This is a genomic window from Streptomyces sp. KMM 9044, from assembly GCF_024701375.2.
In the GTDB taxonomy this organism is placed as follows: domain Bacteria; phylum Actinomycetota; class Actinomycetes; order Streptomycetales; family Streptomycetaceae; genus Streptomyces.
In genome coordinates, this window is record NZ_CP113910.1 from 2,386,543 (window position 1) to 2,401,980 (window position 15,438).

The following is a 15,438-nucleotide window of genomic DNA, read 5'->3' on the forward strand; positions in this document are numbered from 1 at the left end:
GACGATGCGCCGCTACGGCAAGCACACCGACGAGGACGACATCCGCTCCCGTCCGAACCGCAAGGGCAACCGGCCGCGCACCCACATCCGGCCCAAACACGAGGACGCCGCCGAGGGCATGGTCCTCACCGTCGACCGGGGCCGGCTCACCTGCCTCGTCGAGGACCGGACCGTGTTCGCCATGAAGGCCCGTGAGCTGGGCCGCAAGGCGGCGGTGGTCGGCGACCGGGTCGCGATCGTCGGCGACCTCTCCGGGGAGAAGGACACCCTCGCGCGGATCGTCCGCATCGAGAAGCGGACGTCGGTACTGCGCCGTACCGCGGACGACGACGACCCCTACGAGCGGGTCGTCGTCGCCAACGCCGACCAGCTGGCCGTCGTCACCGCCCTCTCCGACCCCGAGCCCCGCCCACGCCTGATCGACCGCTGCCTGGTCGCGGCGTACGACGGCGGGCTCACCCCGCTGCTGGTCCTGACGAAGTCGGACCTCGCACCACCGGACAAACTGCTGGAGCTGTACGGCGACCTCGACATCCCGCACGTCGTCACCAGCCGCGCGGAACTGGAGAGCGGTGCGGCGGCCGACCGGGTGCGGGAGCAGCTGGCGGGCCGGATCACGGCGTTCGTGGGGCACTCCGGGGTCGGCAAGACGACCCTGGTGAACGCGCTGGTGCCGCAGGAGCGGCGGCGGTCGACCGGGCATGTCAACGCGGTGACAGGGCGGGGGCGCCATACGACGACGTCCGCGCTGGCGCTGCCGTTGTCGGGCGCCGAGGGGTGGGTGGTCGACACCCCCGGAGTGCGGTCGTTCGGCCTCGCGCACGTCGATCCGTCACGGGTCATCCTCGCCTTTCCCGACCTCGGTCCGGGTACGGAGGGCTGCCCCCGCGCGTGCAGCCACGACGAGCCGGACTGCGCGCTGGACGCGTGGGTCGCCGAGGGACACGCGGACCCGGCGCGGCTGTACTCGCTGCGGCGGCTGCTGGCGGCCCGGGAGCACACGGAGGGCGACTGACCCGGACGGACCGGACCGGACCCGAAGGGTCCTGGAGCGGCCTGAAGCCGCCGGGTCTTCTCGGGCCACGACGCGGAATCGTCGGCCCGCCCGTGTTTGCCATGGACCACGGACGGTAAGTGCATAATCGCACCGAGCCGGATCCGAAGCTCTCGAACCCGGCGGAACAGGTCGCCGTACGCGAAAGCGGTCACTGCATGTCGGGACGACGGGAGGACGACACATGGCGTGGCTGCTGGTCGTGGTGGCCGGGTTGCTCGAGACCGGTTTCGCCGTGTGCCTGAAGCTGTCCCACGGCTTCACACGGCTCTGGCCGACGATCGCCTTCTGCGTGTTCGCGCTGGGCAGCTTCGGCCTGCTCACCATGGCCCTGAAGAAACTGGACGTCGGGCCCGCGTACGCCGTGTGGACGGGGATCGGGGCCGCCGGCACGGCCGTCTACGGGATGGTGTTCCTGGGTGACCTGGTGTCGACGCTGAAGATCGTGTCGATCACCTTGGTGATCGTCGGCGTGATCGGGCTGCAGTTGTCTGGGTCGGCGCGCTGAACGCTTCCCGACGGTGGGCGTGGGGGTGCGGCAGCGCCGGAGTGCTACGGCGCCGGCTGACGGTACAGGGCACTGCGGACCAGATCGGCGACACCGCCCTCGGCCGGCGGCGCGGCGATGCAGGACAGGGCGAGGCGCACCACCAGTTCGCAGGCGCGGGTCAGCTCCGCGGCGTCGGCCGGCCCGGGCACGCCGGGGCCGGTCAGGACGGCCACCGCGCGGTCGCGGACGAGCGCGACGAGGTCACCGGGCGAGGGCAGCGGACCGTCGGCGTGGCGTTGGGCGGGGACGGCAGAGCCGGACCGGACCGGCGCGAGGGCCGGGGAGGGCAGGTACTCGCTCCAGCAGCCGGTGAGCAGGGCCCGGACGAGGGCATTCTGGCGGGCCGCGGCGGCGGTCCACTCGGCCGCCGCGGTGAGCCGGTCGCGGGGGTCGCTGTGGACCGTGAGGGCCCGGTCGACGCCGGCGAGGTAGCCGTCGGCCTCTCTGCGGGCCAGGGCCCTGGCGAGTCCGTCCTTGCTGCCGAACTCGTTGTAGAGCGTCTGCCGGGACACCCCGGCCGTCGCGGCCACGTCCACCATCCGTACCGCGGACCACGGGCGGCGCGCGAGGGCCGTGTAAGCGGCGTCCAACAGGGATTCCCGCGCTGCAGGCATCATCGCCTCCCTCGGGGCGGGCGAGCGGCTCTGCGTCTCAGATTTGACGCGCCGCCGGGCACTGTCAAGGGTTCGCGCGACGTGCGGACCGTCGGCCCGCGCGCGGGCCACAAGCCCCCTGTGGCCCTGGCCCCACCTCGGCAGATACGGTTCGTTTCATGCCCGACTACCTTGACGACCTGCGTCTCGCCCATGTCCTCGCGGACGCCGCCGACGCCGCGACGATGGACCGGTTCAAGGCCCTCGACCTCAAGGTGGAGACCAAACCGGACATGACGCCGGTGACCGAGGCGGACAGGGGCGCGGAGGACGTCGTCCGAGGCCACCTGAAGCGTGCCCGTCCGAGGGACGCGGTTCTCGGCGAGGAGTACGGGGTGGAGGGCACGGGGCCGCGGCGCTGGGTGATCGACCCGATCGACGGCACCAAGAACTACGTGCGCGGCGTTCCCGTCTGGGCCACCCTGATCTCCCTGACGGAGGCCGGCGAGGGGGGCTTCCAGCCTGTCGTCGGTCTCGTCTCGGCTCCCGCGCTCGGCCGCCGCTGGTGGGCGGCGAAGGGCCACGGCGCGTACAGCGGCCGCAGCCTGACCTCGGCCTCCCGGCTCCAGGTCTCCCGGGTGTCCAAACTCGCCGACGCCTCGTTCGCGTACTCCTCACTCAGCGGCTGGGAGGAGCAGGGGCGCCTGGACGGCTTCCTGGACCTCACCCGCGAGGTGTGGCGGACGCGCGCGTACGGCGACTTCTGGCCGTACATGATGGTCGCGGAGGGGGCGGTCGACATGTGCGCCGAGCCCGAGCTGTCGCTCTGGGACATGGCCGCCACCTCGATCGTCGTCACCGAGGCGGGCGGCGGTTTCACCGGACTCGACGGCCGGCCCGGACCGCACAGCGGCAACGCGGCCGCCTCGAACGGCCTGCTGCATGACGAGCTGCTGGGCTACCTCAACCAGCGTTACTAGCGCTGCCGGCGTCCGGGGACGCACGAAGCCCGCGCACGAGGCCCGCGCCCCAGATCCGCCGCACGCGCCCTCTTGTTGGCTCCGGCCTTACCTGCGACTCTGAGGATCCGCCCACTTGTGAAATTGTGAAACCGTGAACCGGCGGACCGCTCCGGCGTCCGACGGCACGGTTCCCGGTAGGAGGTGGCTCCATCCCATGCTCGTCCGTGACGCCATGAGCACGGTGGTCCTCACCATCGGCCCCGCCCACACTCTTCGCCAGGCCGCCACCCTGATGTCCGCCCGCCGCGTCGGCGCGGCCGTGGTCCTCGACCCCGACGGCATCGGCATCGGCATTCTCACCGAACGGGACGTCCTCAATTCGCTGGGCCTGGGACAGAACCCGGACTCCGAGCGCGCCCACGCCCACACCACCACCGACGTCGTCTTCGCCGCCCCGTCCTGGACGCTCGAGGACGCCGCCCACGCCATGGCCCACGGCGGGTTCCGCCATCTGATCGTCCTGGAGCGGGGCGAGCCCGTCGGCATCGTCTCGGTACGCGACATCATCCGCTGCTGGGCTCCCCTACGACGACAGGCCGCCCAGCACACACCTGCGTGACCGAACGGGTCAGGAGCCGCTCGGCACGCCGAACGGGCCGGGCCCCGTGAGGGAGCCCGGCCCGTCGCCACGACAAGCGGTCCAGCGCTGGAATCAGCCGCGAAGGGCCTGGACCGCGGCCTCCAGCCGCTTGCCGAAGTCCTCGTCCGCCTGACGGAAGTTGTTGATCGCGCGCTCGGCGATGTCGTCGCGCGTGACCCCGGAGAGGGCGCCCGCCAGGTTGTCGACCAGGCGGACCTTCTCGTCCTCGCTCATCAGCCGGTAGAGGTTGCCCGCCTGCACGAAGTCGTCGTCCTCGGCGTGGGACGGCGTGGCCGTCTCGCCGGTGAGACCGGTCACCGCGATGGGCTCCCACAGCGGACGGTCGATCTGGACCGGACCGTCGAAGCTGTTCGGCTCGTAGTTCTTCGCACCCTTGTGACGGCCGTCGTACAGGTGGCCGTCACGGGAGTAGGTGCGCGCCTCGGTGGCGTGCGGGCGGTTGACCGGCAGGTGGTCGGCGTTGATCCCGACCCGGTACCGGTGGGCGTCCGCGTAGGAGAAGACGCGGCCCTGGAGCATCCTGTCCGGGGACGGACCGATGCCGGGCACGAAGTGACCGGGGCTGAAGACGGACTGCTCGACCTCGGCGAAGATGTTCTCCGGGTTGCGGTCGAGCTCCAGCTTGCCGAACTCGATGACCGGGTAGTCCGCGTGCGGCCAGACCTTGGTCAGGTCGAACGGGTTGAAGCGGTACGTGGCCGCCTCGGCCGCCGGCATGATCTGCACGCCCACGGTCCAGGACGGGAAGTCGCCCCGCTCGATGGACTCGCGCAGGTCACGCTGGTGCGAGTCGGGGTCCCTGCCCGCGAGGACCTCGGCCTCCCCGGCGGTGAGGTTCCTGATGCCCTGGTCGGTCTTGAAGTGGTACTTGACCCAGAAGACCTCGCCGGCCTCGTTGTTCCACTGGTAGGTGTGGGAGCTGAAACCGTCCATGTGACGGTAGGACGCCGGGATACCGCGGTCACCGAACAGCCAGGTCACCTGGTGGGTGGACTCGGGCGACAGGCCCCAGAAGTCGAAGACGTTGTCCGCCTCCTGCGAGCCCGTGTACGGGTCGCGCTTCTGCGTGTGGATGAAGTCGGGGAACTTGATGGCGTCCCGGATGAAGAAGACCGGGGTGTTGTTGCCGACGAGGTCGTAGTTGCCCTCTTCGGTGTAGAACTTCAGCGCGAAACCACGCGGGTCGCGCACGGCGTCCGGAGCGCCCAGATTGCCTGCCACGGTCGAGAAACGGACGAAGGTCTCCGTCTCCTTGCCCACCTCGGACAGGAACTTGGCCCTGGTGTACTTCGTCACGTCGGCGGTGACCTTGAAGGTTCCGTAGGCGCCGGCGCCGCGGGCGTGCACCACGCGCTCCGGAATGCGCTCACGATTGAAGTGGGCCAGCTTCTCCAGAAGCAGCTGGTCCTGAACGAGCACCGGGCCACCGACGCCCGCGCTCTCACTGTTCTGATTGTCGGATACCGGAGCCCCGGCCTCCGTGGTGAGCGGTCCCTGCGTCACGTGTGCCTCCTGCGTCATTCCAACCAACTGTGCCCCTCGGCCAAAGCCATCCCCGATCCTACAATGGACAATGTCTAAGTCAAGTAAGGCTCCAAAATCACACTCATTCGGGATCTGGCCTCCGCGGCTGTTAGACTGGCGTTCATGAGCGACCTTCTGGAACGACTGCGCGGGCGTGGCTGGCGGATGACCGCACAGCGTCGTGTGGTGGCCGAGGTCCTCGACGGCGATCACGTCCATCTGACGGCCGACGAGGTGCACGCCCGAGCTGTCACCAAGCTGCCCGAGATCTCCCGGGCGACCGTCTACAACACACTGGGCGAGCTGGTCACGCTCGGTGAGGTGGTGGAGGTCTCCACGGACAAACGGGCCAAGCGCTACGACCCGAACGCCCACCGGCCGCACCACCACCTGGTGTGCGCACGGTGCGGCGCGATCCGTGACGTGCATCCGACCGGCAACCCGCTGGCCGACCTCCCCGACACGGAGCGCTTCGGCTTCACGGTGTCGGGCGTCGAGATGACGTACCGCGGCGTCTGCCCGAACTGCGTACCTGCGTAACGTTCCGCCAGCGCCACCACGCATCCACGGATGCGCACATGCACCGAGGGCCGGAACCCTTTCGGATTCCGGCCCTCGGCCTTCAGTAGCGGGGACAGGATTTGAACCTGCGACCTCTGGGTTATGAGCCCAGCGAGCTACCGAGCTGCTCCACCCCGCGTCGACGTATGCAACGTTACGTCAAGGACGCGGACGGAGGCAAATTCCTTTCGGAGCGGTCGTACGCCCCCGAGCTGCGGCGACACCGTCCCACCGCCGGCCGGACGGGCGGACGGGCGGCCGGGCGGACGGGCGGACGGGCGGACGGGCGGCCGGGCGGACGGGCGGACGGGCGGACGGGCGGCCGGACGGGCGGACGGGCGGACGGGCGGACGGGCGGCCGGACGGGCGGACGGGCGGACGGGCGGACGGGCGGCCTCAGGCCGAGAGTTCCTCCCGGAGGGCGTCGCGCAGGCGGATCGCGCGCTCCATGACCGCCGCCGGGCCCAGTGCCGCCGCGCGGTCGGCCCAGCGCTGCCCCTCGGCGAGCTCACCCCGGCGCGCGTAGACCAGGGCGAGCCGCAGGGCGGCACGCCCGTGCCCGGCGTCGGCCGCGCGGGCCCACCACAGGGCCGCCTCGGGCTCGCTGCCCTCACGGGCCAGCAGCAGGCCCAGGTTGAACGCGCCATTGCGGGAACCGGCCTCGGCCGCCTCCCGGTACCAGCGGGCCGCCTCGACCACGTCACCACGGGCCGCGGCGAGCATGCCGACCCGCACCTGTGCGCGCCGGTGGCCCTGCAGGGCCGCGCGCTCGTACCACTCCTCGCACTCGCTGCGCCGGTTCACCGGCTCGCCCAGTTCGTGCGCAGGCTCCGGCGGGCGGCGGGCGTCCAGCACGGCCGCCAGGCGGTAGGCGGCCTCGGCGCTGCCGCCGCCCGCCGCGCACCGCAGGAACCGCTCCGCCTCACCCTCGTCGCCGTCGCGCAGCCGGGCCATGCCGACCTGGAGCGCGGCCTCCGTGTGCCCGGCGCCCGCGGCCTGCTCGTACCAGCGCAGCGCGGCCTCCTTCTCCTCCCGGCCCGCGTGCAGGATGCCGAGGTTGAAGGCGGCGTCCACGCTGCCCGCCTCCGCGGCCTTGGAGAACCAGGGCTCCGCCCCCTTCTCGTCGCCGGCCGTCAGCAGCAGGATCGCCAGCGCGTTGGCCGCCTCCCGGTGGCCGGCATAGGCGGCCCGGCGGTACCACTGCTCGGCCGGGCCGGTCCGTCCCTGCTCGGCGCAGAGCAGCGCGAGGTTGTACGCGCCGTTGACGTCGCCCGCGTCCATCGCGGCCCGGTACCAGCGTTCGGCGGTCTGGGTCTCGCCGCGCTCGGCGTGCAGGGCGCCCAGCGCGTTGGCGGCGTTGCCGTCGCCGTCCTGGGCGGCGCGCAGCCACCACACGGCGGCGTTCTCGGTGTCGCCGGCGTCGCGCAGCAGGAAGGCGAGCGCGCAGGCGGCCCGCGCCTCCCCGTCCTTGGCCGACGTCAGGTACCAGCGGCCGGCCTCCTTGAGTTCGCCGCGCTTCTCCAGGATCGCGCCGAGGTGCAGCGCGGCCCTGCGGTGTCCCCGCGCGGCGGCCTGCCGGTACCACTGCTCGGCCTCCTCCAGGAACGGGAGGGTGTCCTCGCCTGCCTCCCGGACCACCTTCCGGTCCAGCGTCCTCGCCAGGCGGTAGGCGGCTTCCCGGTGTCCCCGCTCGGCGGCCGTCCGCATCCAGCGCTCGGCACCTGCCGCGTCCCCGCGGTGTTCCAGCAGGTCGGCGAGGGCGTAGGCACCCAGGGCGTGTTCCTGCTCGGCAGACTGGCGCAGCCAGTACTCGGCGGCGGGCTCGTCGCCACGCTCCCGGTGGTACCGGCCGAGTGCGTGCGCCGCCGGGGCCGATCCGGCGACGGCCGCGATCCGCCACCACACCGCGGCCTCCTCCGGGTAGCCGCGCTGGAACAGAAGGACGCCCAGGTTGTTGGCGGCGGCGCGGTCGCCCGCGGCGGTGGCTGCGCGCAGATGGGGTTCGGCTCCGGCAAGGTCACCGCGGCGCAGCAGCATGGCGCCGAGAACGCTCATCGCCTCGACGTCGCCGACTTCGGCGGCGAGCCGTCGACGCAGCTCCTCGGCCGCCTCGTCGGCGGCCTCCGCGGTCTCGTCGCGAGTTTCCTCCCGAGGGGAGGGATGCTCAATACGTCCCGTCTCGAACAGAGTTGTCCTGTCCCCCATAACATCCATCGTCGCACCACCTGCAACCTGGGTACACCTGGTATGCCGCAGTCAGTGAGGTCACTTCAGCGTTTTGTCGACATGCCCACAGAGAGACAAGTGAAACACAGATCCGCCAACTTCCTTCGTCGGCGCGGCCGCAGACGCTCCCGGCATATGCGTTCGCACACCACAAAGGCCCGGATTCCCTGAGGAATCCGGGCCTTTACTGTCGCCGACTTCACGACTTCAGTAGCGGGGACAGGATTTGAACCTGCGACCTCTGGGTTATGAGCCCAGCGAGCTACCGAGCTGCTCCACCCCGCGCCGTTGTGTGCCCAACCGTACCACGGCGCGAGGTGGGCCTTTGACCAGCCGACCTGCTAACTGCTCGGGCTCGAGTCGGGGCCGGGACTGCTGTCCGACGTGCCCGAGCCGCCTCGGCCTTCCGCGGACTGGGCCTCCTCGGCCCTGCGCAGGGCCTCCTCGAGGTCCTCCTGCGCCTGGCCGTAGGCTTCCCAGTCGTTCTTCTGCAGGGCTTCCTGGCCGGCCTCGAAGGCCTCCTGGGCGTCGTTCAGAGCCTCTTGGACCGTCGGGGTGTCGGACGACGGCGGCTCGGCGCCTTCCTCCTCGCCGGTTCCTTCGCCCTCGCCCTCGCCCTCGCCCTCGCCCTCGCCTTCCGGTGGCTCGGTGGCCGCGCCATCCGTTCCGAAGATCTTGTCAAGAGCCTGCTCCAGAGTGTCCTCGAAGGCGGTCTGGCCTCCGTAGGTCACCAGCACCTTCCGCAGCAGCGGGTACTTGAGTCCGCCACCGCGCACATAGACCGGCTCCACGTACAGCAGTCCGCCGTCGAGCGGGACGGCCAGCAGGTTGCCGTACTCCACTTCGGAGTCGCCGCCTCTCAGCAGCCTGATCGTCTCCGCGATGTCCTGCTGGGAGTTGAACTGGCTCTGGACCTGTTTGGGTCCGGCGGCCGTGGTGCTCGTCGGCAGTTTCAGGACTCTGATCTTGCCGTACCCCTCACTGCCCGCCTCGGCGTCGACCGCCATGAACGCGCTGAGGTTGTCACGGCCGTTCGGAGTGAACGTGGTGGTGAGCGAGAAGGCCTGTTCCTGCTGGTCGGGCATCTTCATGCTCAGGTAGTACGGCGGTACCGCGTCGCCCGTCTTGTTCGTCGGGTCGTCCGGCACCTGCCACACCTCGCTGCCACTGAGGAACGTGGTGGCGTCCTTCACGTGGTAGCGGGTCAGCAGTTCGCGCTGCACCTTGAACAGGTCCTGCGGATACCGCAGATGATTCATCAGGTCGTCGGAGATCTCGCTCTTCGGGTCGACCGTGCCCGGGAACGCCTTCATCCATGTCTTCAGGACGGGATCCTGGGTGTCCCACTGGTAGAGCTCGACCTTGCCGCTGTACGCGTCGACGGTCGCCTTCACCGAGTTGCGGATGTAGTTGACCTGGTTCTCCTGGGCCACCACCGTGCGGCTGTCGTTGGTGGCGGTCAGCGAGTCGGCCGTCGTGTCACCGAGGGTCGTCCGCGAGGCGTACGGATAGCCGTTGGTGGTCGTGTAGGCGTCCACGATCCACTGGATCCGGCCCTCCACCACCGCGGGGTAGGCGTCGCCGTCGATGGTCAGCCAGGGGGCGACCGCTTCGACGCGCTCCTTGGGCGTGCGGTTGTACAGAATCCGCGAGCCCTCTCCGATGGCACCGGAGTACAGGATCTGCGGCTCGCTGAACGCGGCGGCGTAGGCGGCCCGGTTGACCGGGTTCTCGAGGTTGACGCCGCTGTCGCCCTCGTAACTGGTCGTCTTCTCGCCGCTGTCGTCGGAGTAGTCGATCTCCTTCTGGGGGCCGCCGACGATCGAGTACGTCGTCGTCCGCTCGCCATAGTAGACGCGCTGCTCGTACGTCCCCAGGTCACCCTTGGACGGCAGGTCCGACTCGGTGAAATCCGGACGGCCGCCGGCGTCGGCGCTGGTGCCCTTGGCCGCGACGGCACCGTATCCGTGGGTGTACCGGAAGTGGTCGTTGATCCAGTTCCGCTTGGGGATGCCGTTCAGGTTGATCTCGCGCAGACCGATGACGGTGTCCTGCTCCGTGCCGGTCGCGGGATCGGGATAGCGGTCCACGTCCAGGTTGGTCGGGAACGCGTAGTAGTTCCTGATCTGCTGGAGCTGCTGGAACGTCGGCGAGACGATGTTCGGGTCTATGATCCGGATGCTCGCCGTGTCGGAGACCTGGCCCCGGAGCTCGGTCTTGTCCTCGGTCTGGCTGGTTCCCGGGTAGTCGTCGACCTGGGCGTCTTCGATGCCGTAGGCCTCACGCGTCGCCTTGAGGTTCTTCTCGACGTACGGCGCTTCCTTGGCCTGCTCGTTCGGCTGGACCTGGAACTTCTGCACGATCGCCGGGTACAGGCCGCCGATGAGGATCGCCGACAGCACCATCAGGCCGAAGCCGATCACGGGCAGCTGCCAGGTGCGCCGCCACAGGGTGGCGAAGAACAGCAGCGCGCAGATGACGGCGATGCAGAACAGGATCGTCTTCGCCGGCAGATAGGCGTTGGCGTCGACGTACCGCAGACCGGTCCAGCTGTCGGTCGCCTTGAAGTCGCTGGACTTGACCGCCAGGCCGTACCGGTCGAGCCAGTACGCGACCGCCTTCAGGGCGACGAAGACGCCGAGGAGCACCGACAGATGGCCGGTGGCCGAGGCCGTGGCACGCGCGCCGGGGCTGGTGACCCGCAGACCGCCGTACAGGTAGTGGGTGAGCGCGGCCGCGATCAGCGACAGGATGGTGGCCGCGAAGCCGAACCCGAGCAGAAACCGGTACCAGGGCAGGTCGAAGGCGTAGAACGCCACGTCGAGCTTGAACTGCGGGTCCTTCTGGCCGAACGGCACCCCGTTGACCCACATCAGCCAGGTGCGCCACTGGCTCGAGGCCGAGGCACCGGCGATCAGCCCGAGCAGCGCGGTGATGCCGAGCAGCAGCCACTTCTTGTACGGGGCGATGCCCATCCGGTAGCGGTCGAGGTTCTGCTGCTCCATCGACATGGCGCTCAGCGGCGGCCGCATCCGGTGTGCCAGCCAGATGTTGAAGCCGACCGCGAGGGCCATCAGCAGACCGAAGACGAAGAAGAGTCCGATCTTGGTCCACAGGGTCGTCGTGAACACCGACGAGTAGTCGACCGAGCGGTACCACAGCCAGTCGGTCCAGAACCCCGCGAACATGGTGAACGCCATGCCGAGGACGGCCAGGACGCCCAGTGTCGTGAGCAGGGTTCGGACCCGCCGGGACGGGCGGCCCACTCTCATCCGTGGCCCTGTCGGGCCTCCGCCTCGGTCCGGCATCTGGAAAGCCAAGGTAGGCACCTCGAAGTTCGCTGTTGATTCGTCAGGCCCGCGAGTTCGTGGACCGTGTGCGGGCCCTTTTACTCACGAGCCCACACCTATGCAACTTACTCACCCTTTACTCGGTTCCCGATTCCGGGCCTGAACGAGAGAGGATTGTGACCATGTCCAACACACCCATGGCGGCGAGCCCGCTCACCCGGGCCGTGCTCGAGATCGACGCGTACGTCTCCGGCCTCGGCTGGGACCAGCCCGCCCGGCTCTTCGCCCTCGTAGACACCGCACGGCTGCGTGCCGAGCAGCCTTCTCTCGCGCACCGGCTCGGTCCGGGCGACGAGCAGGGGACGACCGCCCTCACCCCGATCGAGCAGGATGCCATTCCAACGGGCCAGCCGCTGGACGAGTTCCTGGGCACCGTCGCCTGGCCCGACTCGGTGGCCGGCTGCGCCCTGACCGTGGAACGTCTGATGCTGCCGCCGTCCGCGGAGGCCCAGGTTCCGCAGGACCTGGAGGAGGACGCGCTGGCCGCGTGGGTGGCGAAGCACCCGAAGCGCCAGGAGGTCCGTATGACGGTCGCGGTACTGCGCGACGGCGCCCGCGATTCCGCTCTGCGGCTGCGGGGGAAGGACTCTCCGACGGAGGTCCTCACCGGTTCTGCCCTGGTGCCGGGCCTGGCGGAGGCGTTGACGGCGACGTTCGAGGCGTAGTCCGAGGCCTGCCCGTCAGCGACCGCGGCGGGCAGTCCGCACGGTCAGGAGGCCGTGCACGTCGGCAGGTCGGCGGTGTCGCCGGAGCCGAGGTCCTTCAGGGCGCCGAGGGCGTCGTCGATGGTGTCCACCTTGATGAGCGTCAGACCCTCGGGGACGTCCTCGGCGGCGGCCGCGCAGTTGTCGGCGGGCGTGAGGAAGTACTCGGCGCCCTTGGCGCGCGCGCCGACCGTCTTCATCTCGATCCCGCCGATCGGCCCGACCTTGCCGGCGTCGTCTATGGTGCCGGTGCCGGCGACGAACTTGCCTCCGGTCAGGCTGCCCGGGGTGAGCTTGTCGTAGAGGCCGAGTGCGAACATCAGACCGGCGCTCGGCCCTCCGACGTCGGCGAGCTTGATGTCGATGGTGAACGGGAAGGTGTGGTCGATTCCGGCGGCGATCCCGACGACGGCGCGGTCGTCCCCGGCGTCGTCGGAGGCCACGGTGGTGATCGTGATCTCCTCGGTCCCGGTCGGCGTCCGGTTCTCCTTCTCGGCGGCGGCCTGCTCCTTGGCGGGCACGATCGTGAAGCCGACGTCCTCGCCGGGCTTGTGCTTGGTCACCAGCTCGGCGACGTCGGCCGGCTCGCGCACCGCGCTGCCGTCGACGCTCCTGATCACGTCACCCGCGTGCAGCTTGCCCTCGGCGGGCGATCCCTTGACGACCATGGAGACGATCACCCAGGACTTCACCGGGACGTCGAGCTCCTTCAGGGCGGCGACCTTGGCGCTCTCCTGGGACTGGCTGAACTCCTCGGCGTTCTCCTGGGTGGACTGCTCCTCCGTCTTGCCGTCGGGGTAGAGCGTGTCGTGCGGCACGACCTTGTTGTCGTGCGCGAGCCACCCGTAGACGGCCTCGACCAGGTTCATCCGGTAGTCAGCGCTCGTGACCCGCACCGTGGTCATGTTGAGGTGGCCGTCGGTCGGATACGTCTTGCGCCCGTCGATCCGCAGCACCGGGTCGCCGTCATGATCACCCAGAGTGTTGACCGTCGGCCCCGGGGACATCTCCGAGTACGGCACAGGGATGAACACACCCGCGCACAGAAGCACGATCAGCATGAGGGTGGAGGCGAGCATCGTCGCAGTGCGGCGTGGCATGCACCGACAGTACGGGACGGGTCTGTCAGCGCACTGTCAGGGCCGCCCGGACGGGCGGCCCTGATCTTTTCCTACACACGTGACCTGCTGTTTCGACACGAGGGCCGGACCTCTTCCTCCGCCGGCCGAGGTCTCTCCATGGCTTCGCGGAACCGGGCGTAACCGATGAGCTCGGGGCCGTCGCTCCGCACCCGGCGGGTGCGACTGGCCCAACTGCCCCACAGTCCCGCGCCGACCGCGGTCATCAACGGAATCAGCAACCAGGCAAGCGCCGCCATGCCGACCTCCCATCCCCATGAGCGTCCGCGACTGACTGATCAGCAGATTAACCATCCGCAGTGACAACGCTCATACCCGGGGGGAGGTTGCGCAAGCGGAGCGGAACGGGGAACAGACGTGCGAGAGCGGAGGTGGTGGGGCGGCCCTCGGAGGCCTCCTCCCGGCATGCCTCACCCGCCCGCGCTACGCGCCGACCCACTCCTCGGTCCCGTCCGCGAACGTCTGGTGCTTCCAGATGGGCACCTCGTGCTTGAGGTCGTCGATCAGCTTCCGGCAGGCCTCGAAGGCCTCGCCCCGGTGTGCACACGAAACACCGACGACGACGGCAAGATCCCCGACCCCGAGGCCCCCCACCCTGTGCACGGCCGCCAGCGCCCGCACGGGGTACTCGGCGACGACCTTCTCGGCGATCCGCCGCATCTCTTCCTCGGCGCTCGGGTGGCACGAGTACCCCAGCTCATCGACGTCGGCCCCGCCGTCGTGGTTGCGTACGGTCCCCACGAACAGTGCCGTCCCTCCGGCCGCGTCGTCGCCGACGGCCCGGAAGACCTCGTCGACGGAGAGCGGCGTGCCCCGGATCGCGATCAGTTTGATCGGATCCTGTGCGGGCTGCTCACCGGGGTGATCGTTCGTGGATGCCATGTCCTCCATCGTGCCCCACGCCCACGCCGGCGCAAAAGCACCCCTGTGTCCCGTCGGCGCCCTGCCCCCGGCGGGTGCCGCGTGGTACTCGAATACGGCCACCGCGTGGTGCTCAGATCCGCCGCCGGGCCTTCCGCGCCCGCCGCACCACTGCCGCCGCACCCAGCAGGGCCACCGTCGCTCCCGCGGCGCCGGCAGCCGTCGCGTCCTTGCGTCCGAGCCGCCGCCCGGCGACGGTGTGCCGGCCGGCGACCTCCTCCAGCAGCTCGGCCAGCACCTGCTCGTTGGTGTAGGCGGGCCGCCACCCGGCGTCGTGCAGTCGGCTCCCGCTGACCACCCAGGGGTGCATCGTGTACGCCAGGTCCCCGGCCGGGGACGGGGTGAGCCCGATCCGGTGCAGCCGGGCCGCCGCGCCCAGCGCGACCGCCGACGGCAGCTCCATCCGCCGGATCCCGCTGAGCTCCTCGACCTCCTCCTGCTCCAGCCATCCGTCGCACCCGACGGCCAGCTCTCCGTCGGCCTTCTCCAGGACGGCGTACTCCAGGGCACTGCACAGGTCGTCGACGTGGCAGAACTGCCACGCGGGCCGCGAACCGGCCACCACGAGCAGCCGAGGCGACTCGAAGTATCTGGTCAGCGCAGTGTCGGTGCCGCCCACGAGCACGGCCGGACGCACCACCGTGACATTGAGCCCGGGGTGTGCACGGGGTGCCCTGCGCGCGAGCCGCTCGATCTCCAGGAGGTCGCCCACGCCCGTCGCCTCGGCGGTGGCCCGCAGTTCCGCGTCCTCGGACAGCGGCAGCTCGTTGTCCGGGAGCGCCCCGTAGACCATCGTCGAGGTGCACAGCACCGCTCGGTGCACTCCGGCGGCCGCGGCGGCGGTCAGCACGGTCTGCGTCCCGCGGACGTTGTAGGCCGTCCGGGTGGCAGCGTCGGTCTCCAGGTCGAGGTCGAGTGCCAGATGGACCACGGCGTCGGCCCCGCGCAGCCGGTCCGCGATGGCGGGGTCCCGTACGTCGAGGATGTGCCACTGTGCCTCGGCGCACTCGCCGCGGCGCTCGTCGATGGCGATGACCTGCTTGATCTCCTGCGAGGCAGCGAGCCGCTCGGTGAGCAGCGCGCCGACACCCGAGGCGGCGCCGGTGACCGCGACGACGGGCCCCCGCGCGGGCGACGAGCGGGCTGACCGGTTTCGCGCTGCGCGAACCTGTGGATCTGGGGAACTCACCGGG

13 protein-coding genes and 2 tRNA genes are annotated in these 15,438 nt (G+C 70.3%); 6 read left to right on the top strand and 9 right to left on the bottom strand.

Annotated elements, in window-relative coordinates:
• Positions 1-4 precede the first annotated feature (4 nt).
• Together rsgA and HUV60_RS10550 are read left to right on the top strand one after the other, a co-directional pair.
• On the top strand, positions 5-1,015 hold the full coding sequence (rsgA, locus tag HUV60_RS10545) for a ribosome small subunit-dependent GTPase A (RefSeq protein WP_257847683.1): 1,011 nt from the start codon (positions 5-7) through the stop codon (positions 1,013-1,015).
• Between the two features lie 223 nt (positions 1,016-1,238).
• A complete protein-coding gene (locus HUV60_RS10550) occupies positions 1,239-1,562 on the top strand; it encodes a DMT family transporter (RefSeq protein ID WP_257847682.1) in 324 nt (107 codons plus the stop codon).
• Between the two features lie 44 nt (positions 1,563-1,606).
• On the opposite strand, the gene HUV60_RS10555 is transcribed toward HUV60_RS10550, so the two are convergent.
• Positions 1,607-2,221 (bottom strand): TetR/AcrR family transcriptional regulator, encoded by a 615-nt coding sequence (locus HUV60_RS10555; RefSeq protein WP_257847681.1) that lies wholly within the window; start codon positions 2,219-2,221, stop codon positions 1,607-1,609.
• A gap of 155 nt (positions 2,222-2,376) precedes the next feature.
• Between HUV60_RS10555 and hisN the strand changes: the two genes are divergently transcribed.
• Both hisN and HUV60_RS10565 read left to right on the top strand, forming a co-directional pair.
• Positions 2,377-3,177 carry a histidinol-phosphatase gene (hisN, locus tag HUV60_RS10560; protein WP_257847680.1) on the top strand — a complete coding sequence of 267 codons (801 nt, stop codon included), beginning with the start codon at positions 2,377-2,379 and terminating at the stop codon, positions 3,175-3,177.
• A gap of 196 nt (positions 3,178-3,373) precedes the next feature.
• Positions 3,374-3,778: a CBS domain-containing protein gene (locus HUV60_RS10565; protein WP_257847679.1), complete on the top strand. Its 405-nt coding sequence runs from the start codon at positions 3,374-3,376 to the stop codon at positions 3,776-3,778.
• A 93-nt stretch (positions 3,779-3,871) separates the two neighbouring features.
• Here the strand turns inward: HUV60_RS10565 and HUV60_RS10570 are convergent, their stop codons facing one another.
• A complete protein-coding gene (locus tag HUV60_RS10570) occupies positions 3,872-5,323 on the bottom strand; it encodes a catalase (RefSeq protein WP_257847678.1) in 1,452 nt (483 codons plus the stop codon).
• A gap of 144 nt (positions 5,324-5,467) precedes the next feature.
• Between HUV60_RS10570 and HUV60_RS10575 the strand changes: the two genes are divergently transcribed.
• The gene (locus HUV60_RS10575) at positions 5,468-5,884 is read left to right on the top strand and encodes a Fur family transcriptional regulator (RefSeq protein ID WP_257847677.1); all 417 of its coding nucleotides are present in this window, start codon (positions 5,468-5,470) and stop codon (positions 5,882-5,884) included.
• Positions 5,885-5,970: 86 nt separating this feature from the next.
• Here HUV60_RS10575 and HUV60_RS10580 read toward each other — a convergent pair.
• The 4 genes from HUV60_RS10580 to HUV60_RS10595 form a co-directional block, all read right to left on the bottom strand.
• Positions 5,971-6,044 (bottom strand) — tRNA-Met (locus HUV60_RS10580).
• Positions 6,045-6,301: 257 nt separating this feature from the next.
• Entirely contained in the window at positions 6,302-8,119 is a 1,818-nt protein-coding gene (locus HUV60_RS10585; RefSeq protein WP_443047262.1) for a sel1 repeat family protein, read from the bottom strand.
• Positions 8,120-8,342: 223 nt separating this feature from the next.
• Positions 8,343-8,416: transfer RNA gene (locus tag HUV60_RS10590), tRNA-Met, on the bottom strand.
• Between the two features lie 56 nt (positions 8,417-8,472).
• A complete protein-coding gene (locus HUV60_RS10595; RefSeq protein ID WP_257847675.1) occupies positions 8,473-11,403 on the bottom strand; it encodes a UPF0182 family membrane protein in 2,931 nt (976 codons plus the stop codon).
• Positions 11,404-11,603: 200 nt separating this feature from the next.
• Here HUV60_RS10595 and HUV60_RS10600 point away from each other — a divergent pair, with 200 nt between their 5' ends.
• Complete coding sequence (locus tag HUV60_RS10600) at positions 11,604-12,146, top strand: PPA1309 family protein (protein WP_257847674.1); 543 nt, start codon at positions 11,604-11,606, stop codon at positions 12,144-12,146.
• A gap of 44 nt (positions 12,147-12,190) precedes the next feature.
• Here the strand turns inward: HUV60_RS10600 and HUV60_RS10605 are convergent, their stop codons facing one another.
• From HUV60_RS10605 to HUV60_RS10615, 3 genes are all read right to left on the bottom strand, one after another.
• Positions 12,191-13,285 carry a YlbL family protein gene (locus tag HUV60_RS10605; RefSeq protein WP_257847673.1) on the bottom strand — a complete coding sequence of 365 codons (1,095 nt, stop codon included), beginning with the start codon at positions 13,283-13,285 and terminating at the stop codon, positions 12,191-12,193.
• A 462-nt stretch (positions 13,286-13,747) separates the two neighbouring features.
• Positions 13,748-14,206, bottom strand: a complete 459-nt coding sequence (locus tag HUV60_RS10610; RefSeq protein WP_257847672.1) for a molybdenum cofactor biosynthesis protein MoaE — start codon at positions 14,204-14,206, stop codon at positions 13,748-13,750.
• 112 nt (positions 14,207-14,318) lie between these two features.
• Positions 14,319-15,434 (bottom strand): SDR family oxidoreductase, encoded by a 1,116-nt coding sequence (locus HUV60_RS10615; RefSeq protein WP_257847671.1) that lies wholly within the window; start codon positions 15,432-15,434, stop codon positions 14,319-14,321.
• Positions 15,435-15,438: the final 4 nt, after the last annotated feature.

Bases quoted from the DNA above. Each gene is read 5' to 3' on its own strand.
- HUV60_RS10575 (WP_257847677.1), top strand. From the start codon at position 5,468: ATGAGCGACCTTCTGGAACGACTGCGCGGGCGTGGCTGGCGGATGACC.
- HUV60_RS10565 (WP_257847679.1), top strand. From the start codon at position 3,374: ATGCTCGTCCGTGACGCCATGAGCACGGTGGTCCTCACCATCGGCCCC.
- HUV60_RS10550 (WP_257847682.1), top strand. From the start codon at position 1,239: ATGGCGTGGCTGCTGGTCGTGGTGGCCGGGTTGCTCGAGACCGGTTTC.
- HUV60_RS10600 (WP_257847674.1), top strand. From the start codon at position 11,604: ATGTCCAACACACCCATGGCGGCGAGCCCGCTCACCCGGGCCGTGCTC.
- HUV60_RS10585 (WP_443047262.1), bottom strand. From the start codon at position 8,119: ATGGATGTTATGGGGGACAGGACAACTCTGTTCGAGACGGGACGTATT.
- HUV60_RS10610 (WP_257847672.1), bottom strand. From the start codon at position 14,206: ATGGCATCCACGAACGATCACCCCGGTGAGCAGCCCGCACAGGATCCG.
- HUV60_RS10595 (WP_257847675.1), bottom strand. From the start codon at position 11,403: ATGAGAGTGGGCCGCCCGTCCCGGCGGGTCCGAACCCTGCTCACGACA.
- HUV60_RS10605 (WP_257847673.1), bottom strand. From the start codon at position 13,285: ATGCCACGCCGCACTGCGACGATGCTCGCCTCCACCCTCATGCTGATC.
- HUV60_RS10555 (WP_257847681.1), bottom strand. From the start codon at position 2,221: ATGATGCCTGCAGCGCGGGAATCCCTGTTGGACGCCGCTTACACGGCC.
- rsgA (WP_257847683.1), top strand. From the start codon at position 5: ATGCGCCGCTACGGCAAGCACACCGACGAGGACGACATCCGCTCCCGT.
- hisN (WP_257847680.1), top strand. From the start codon at position 2,377: ATGCCCGACTACCTTGACGACCTGCGTCTCGCCCATGTCCTCGCGGAC.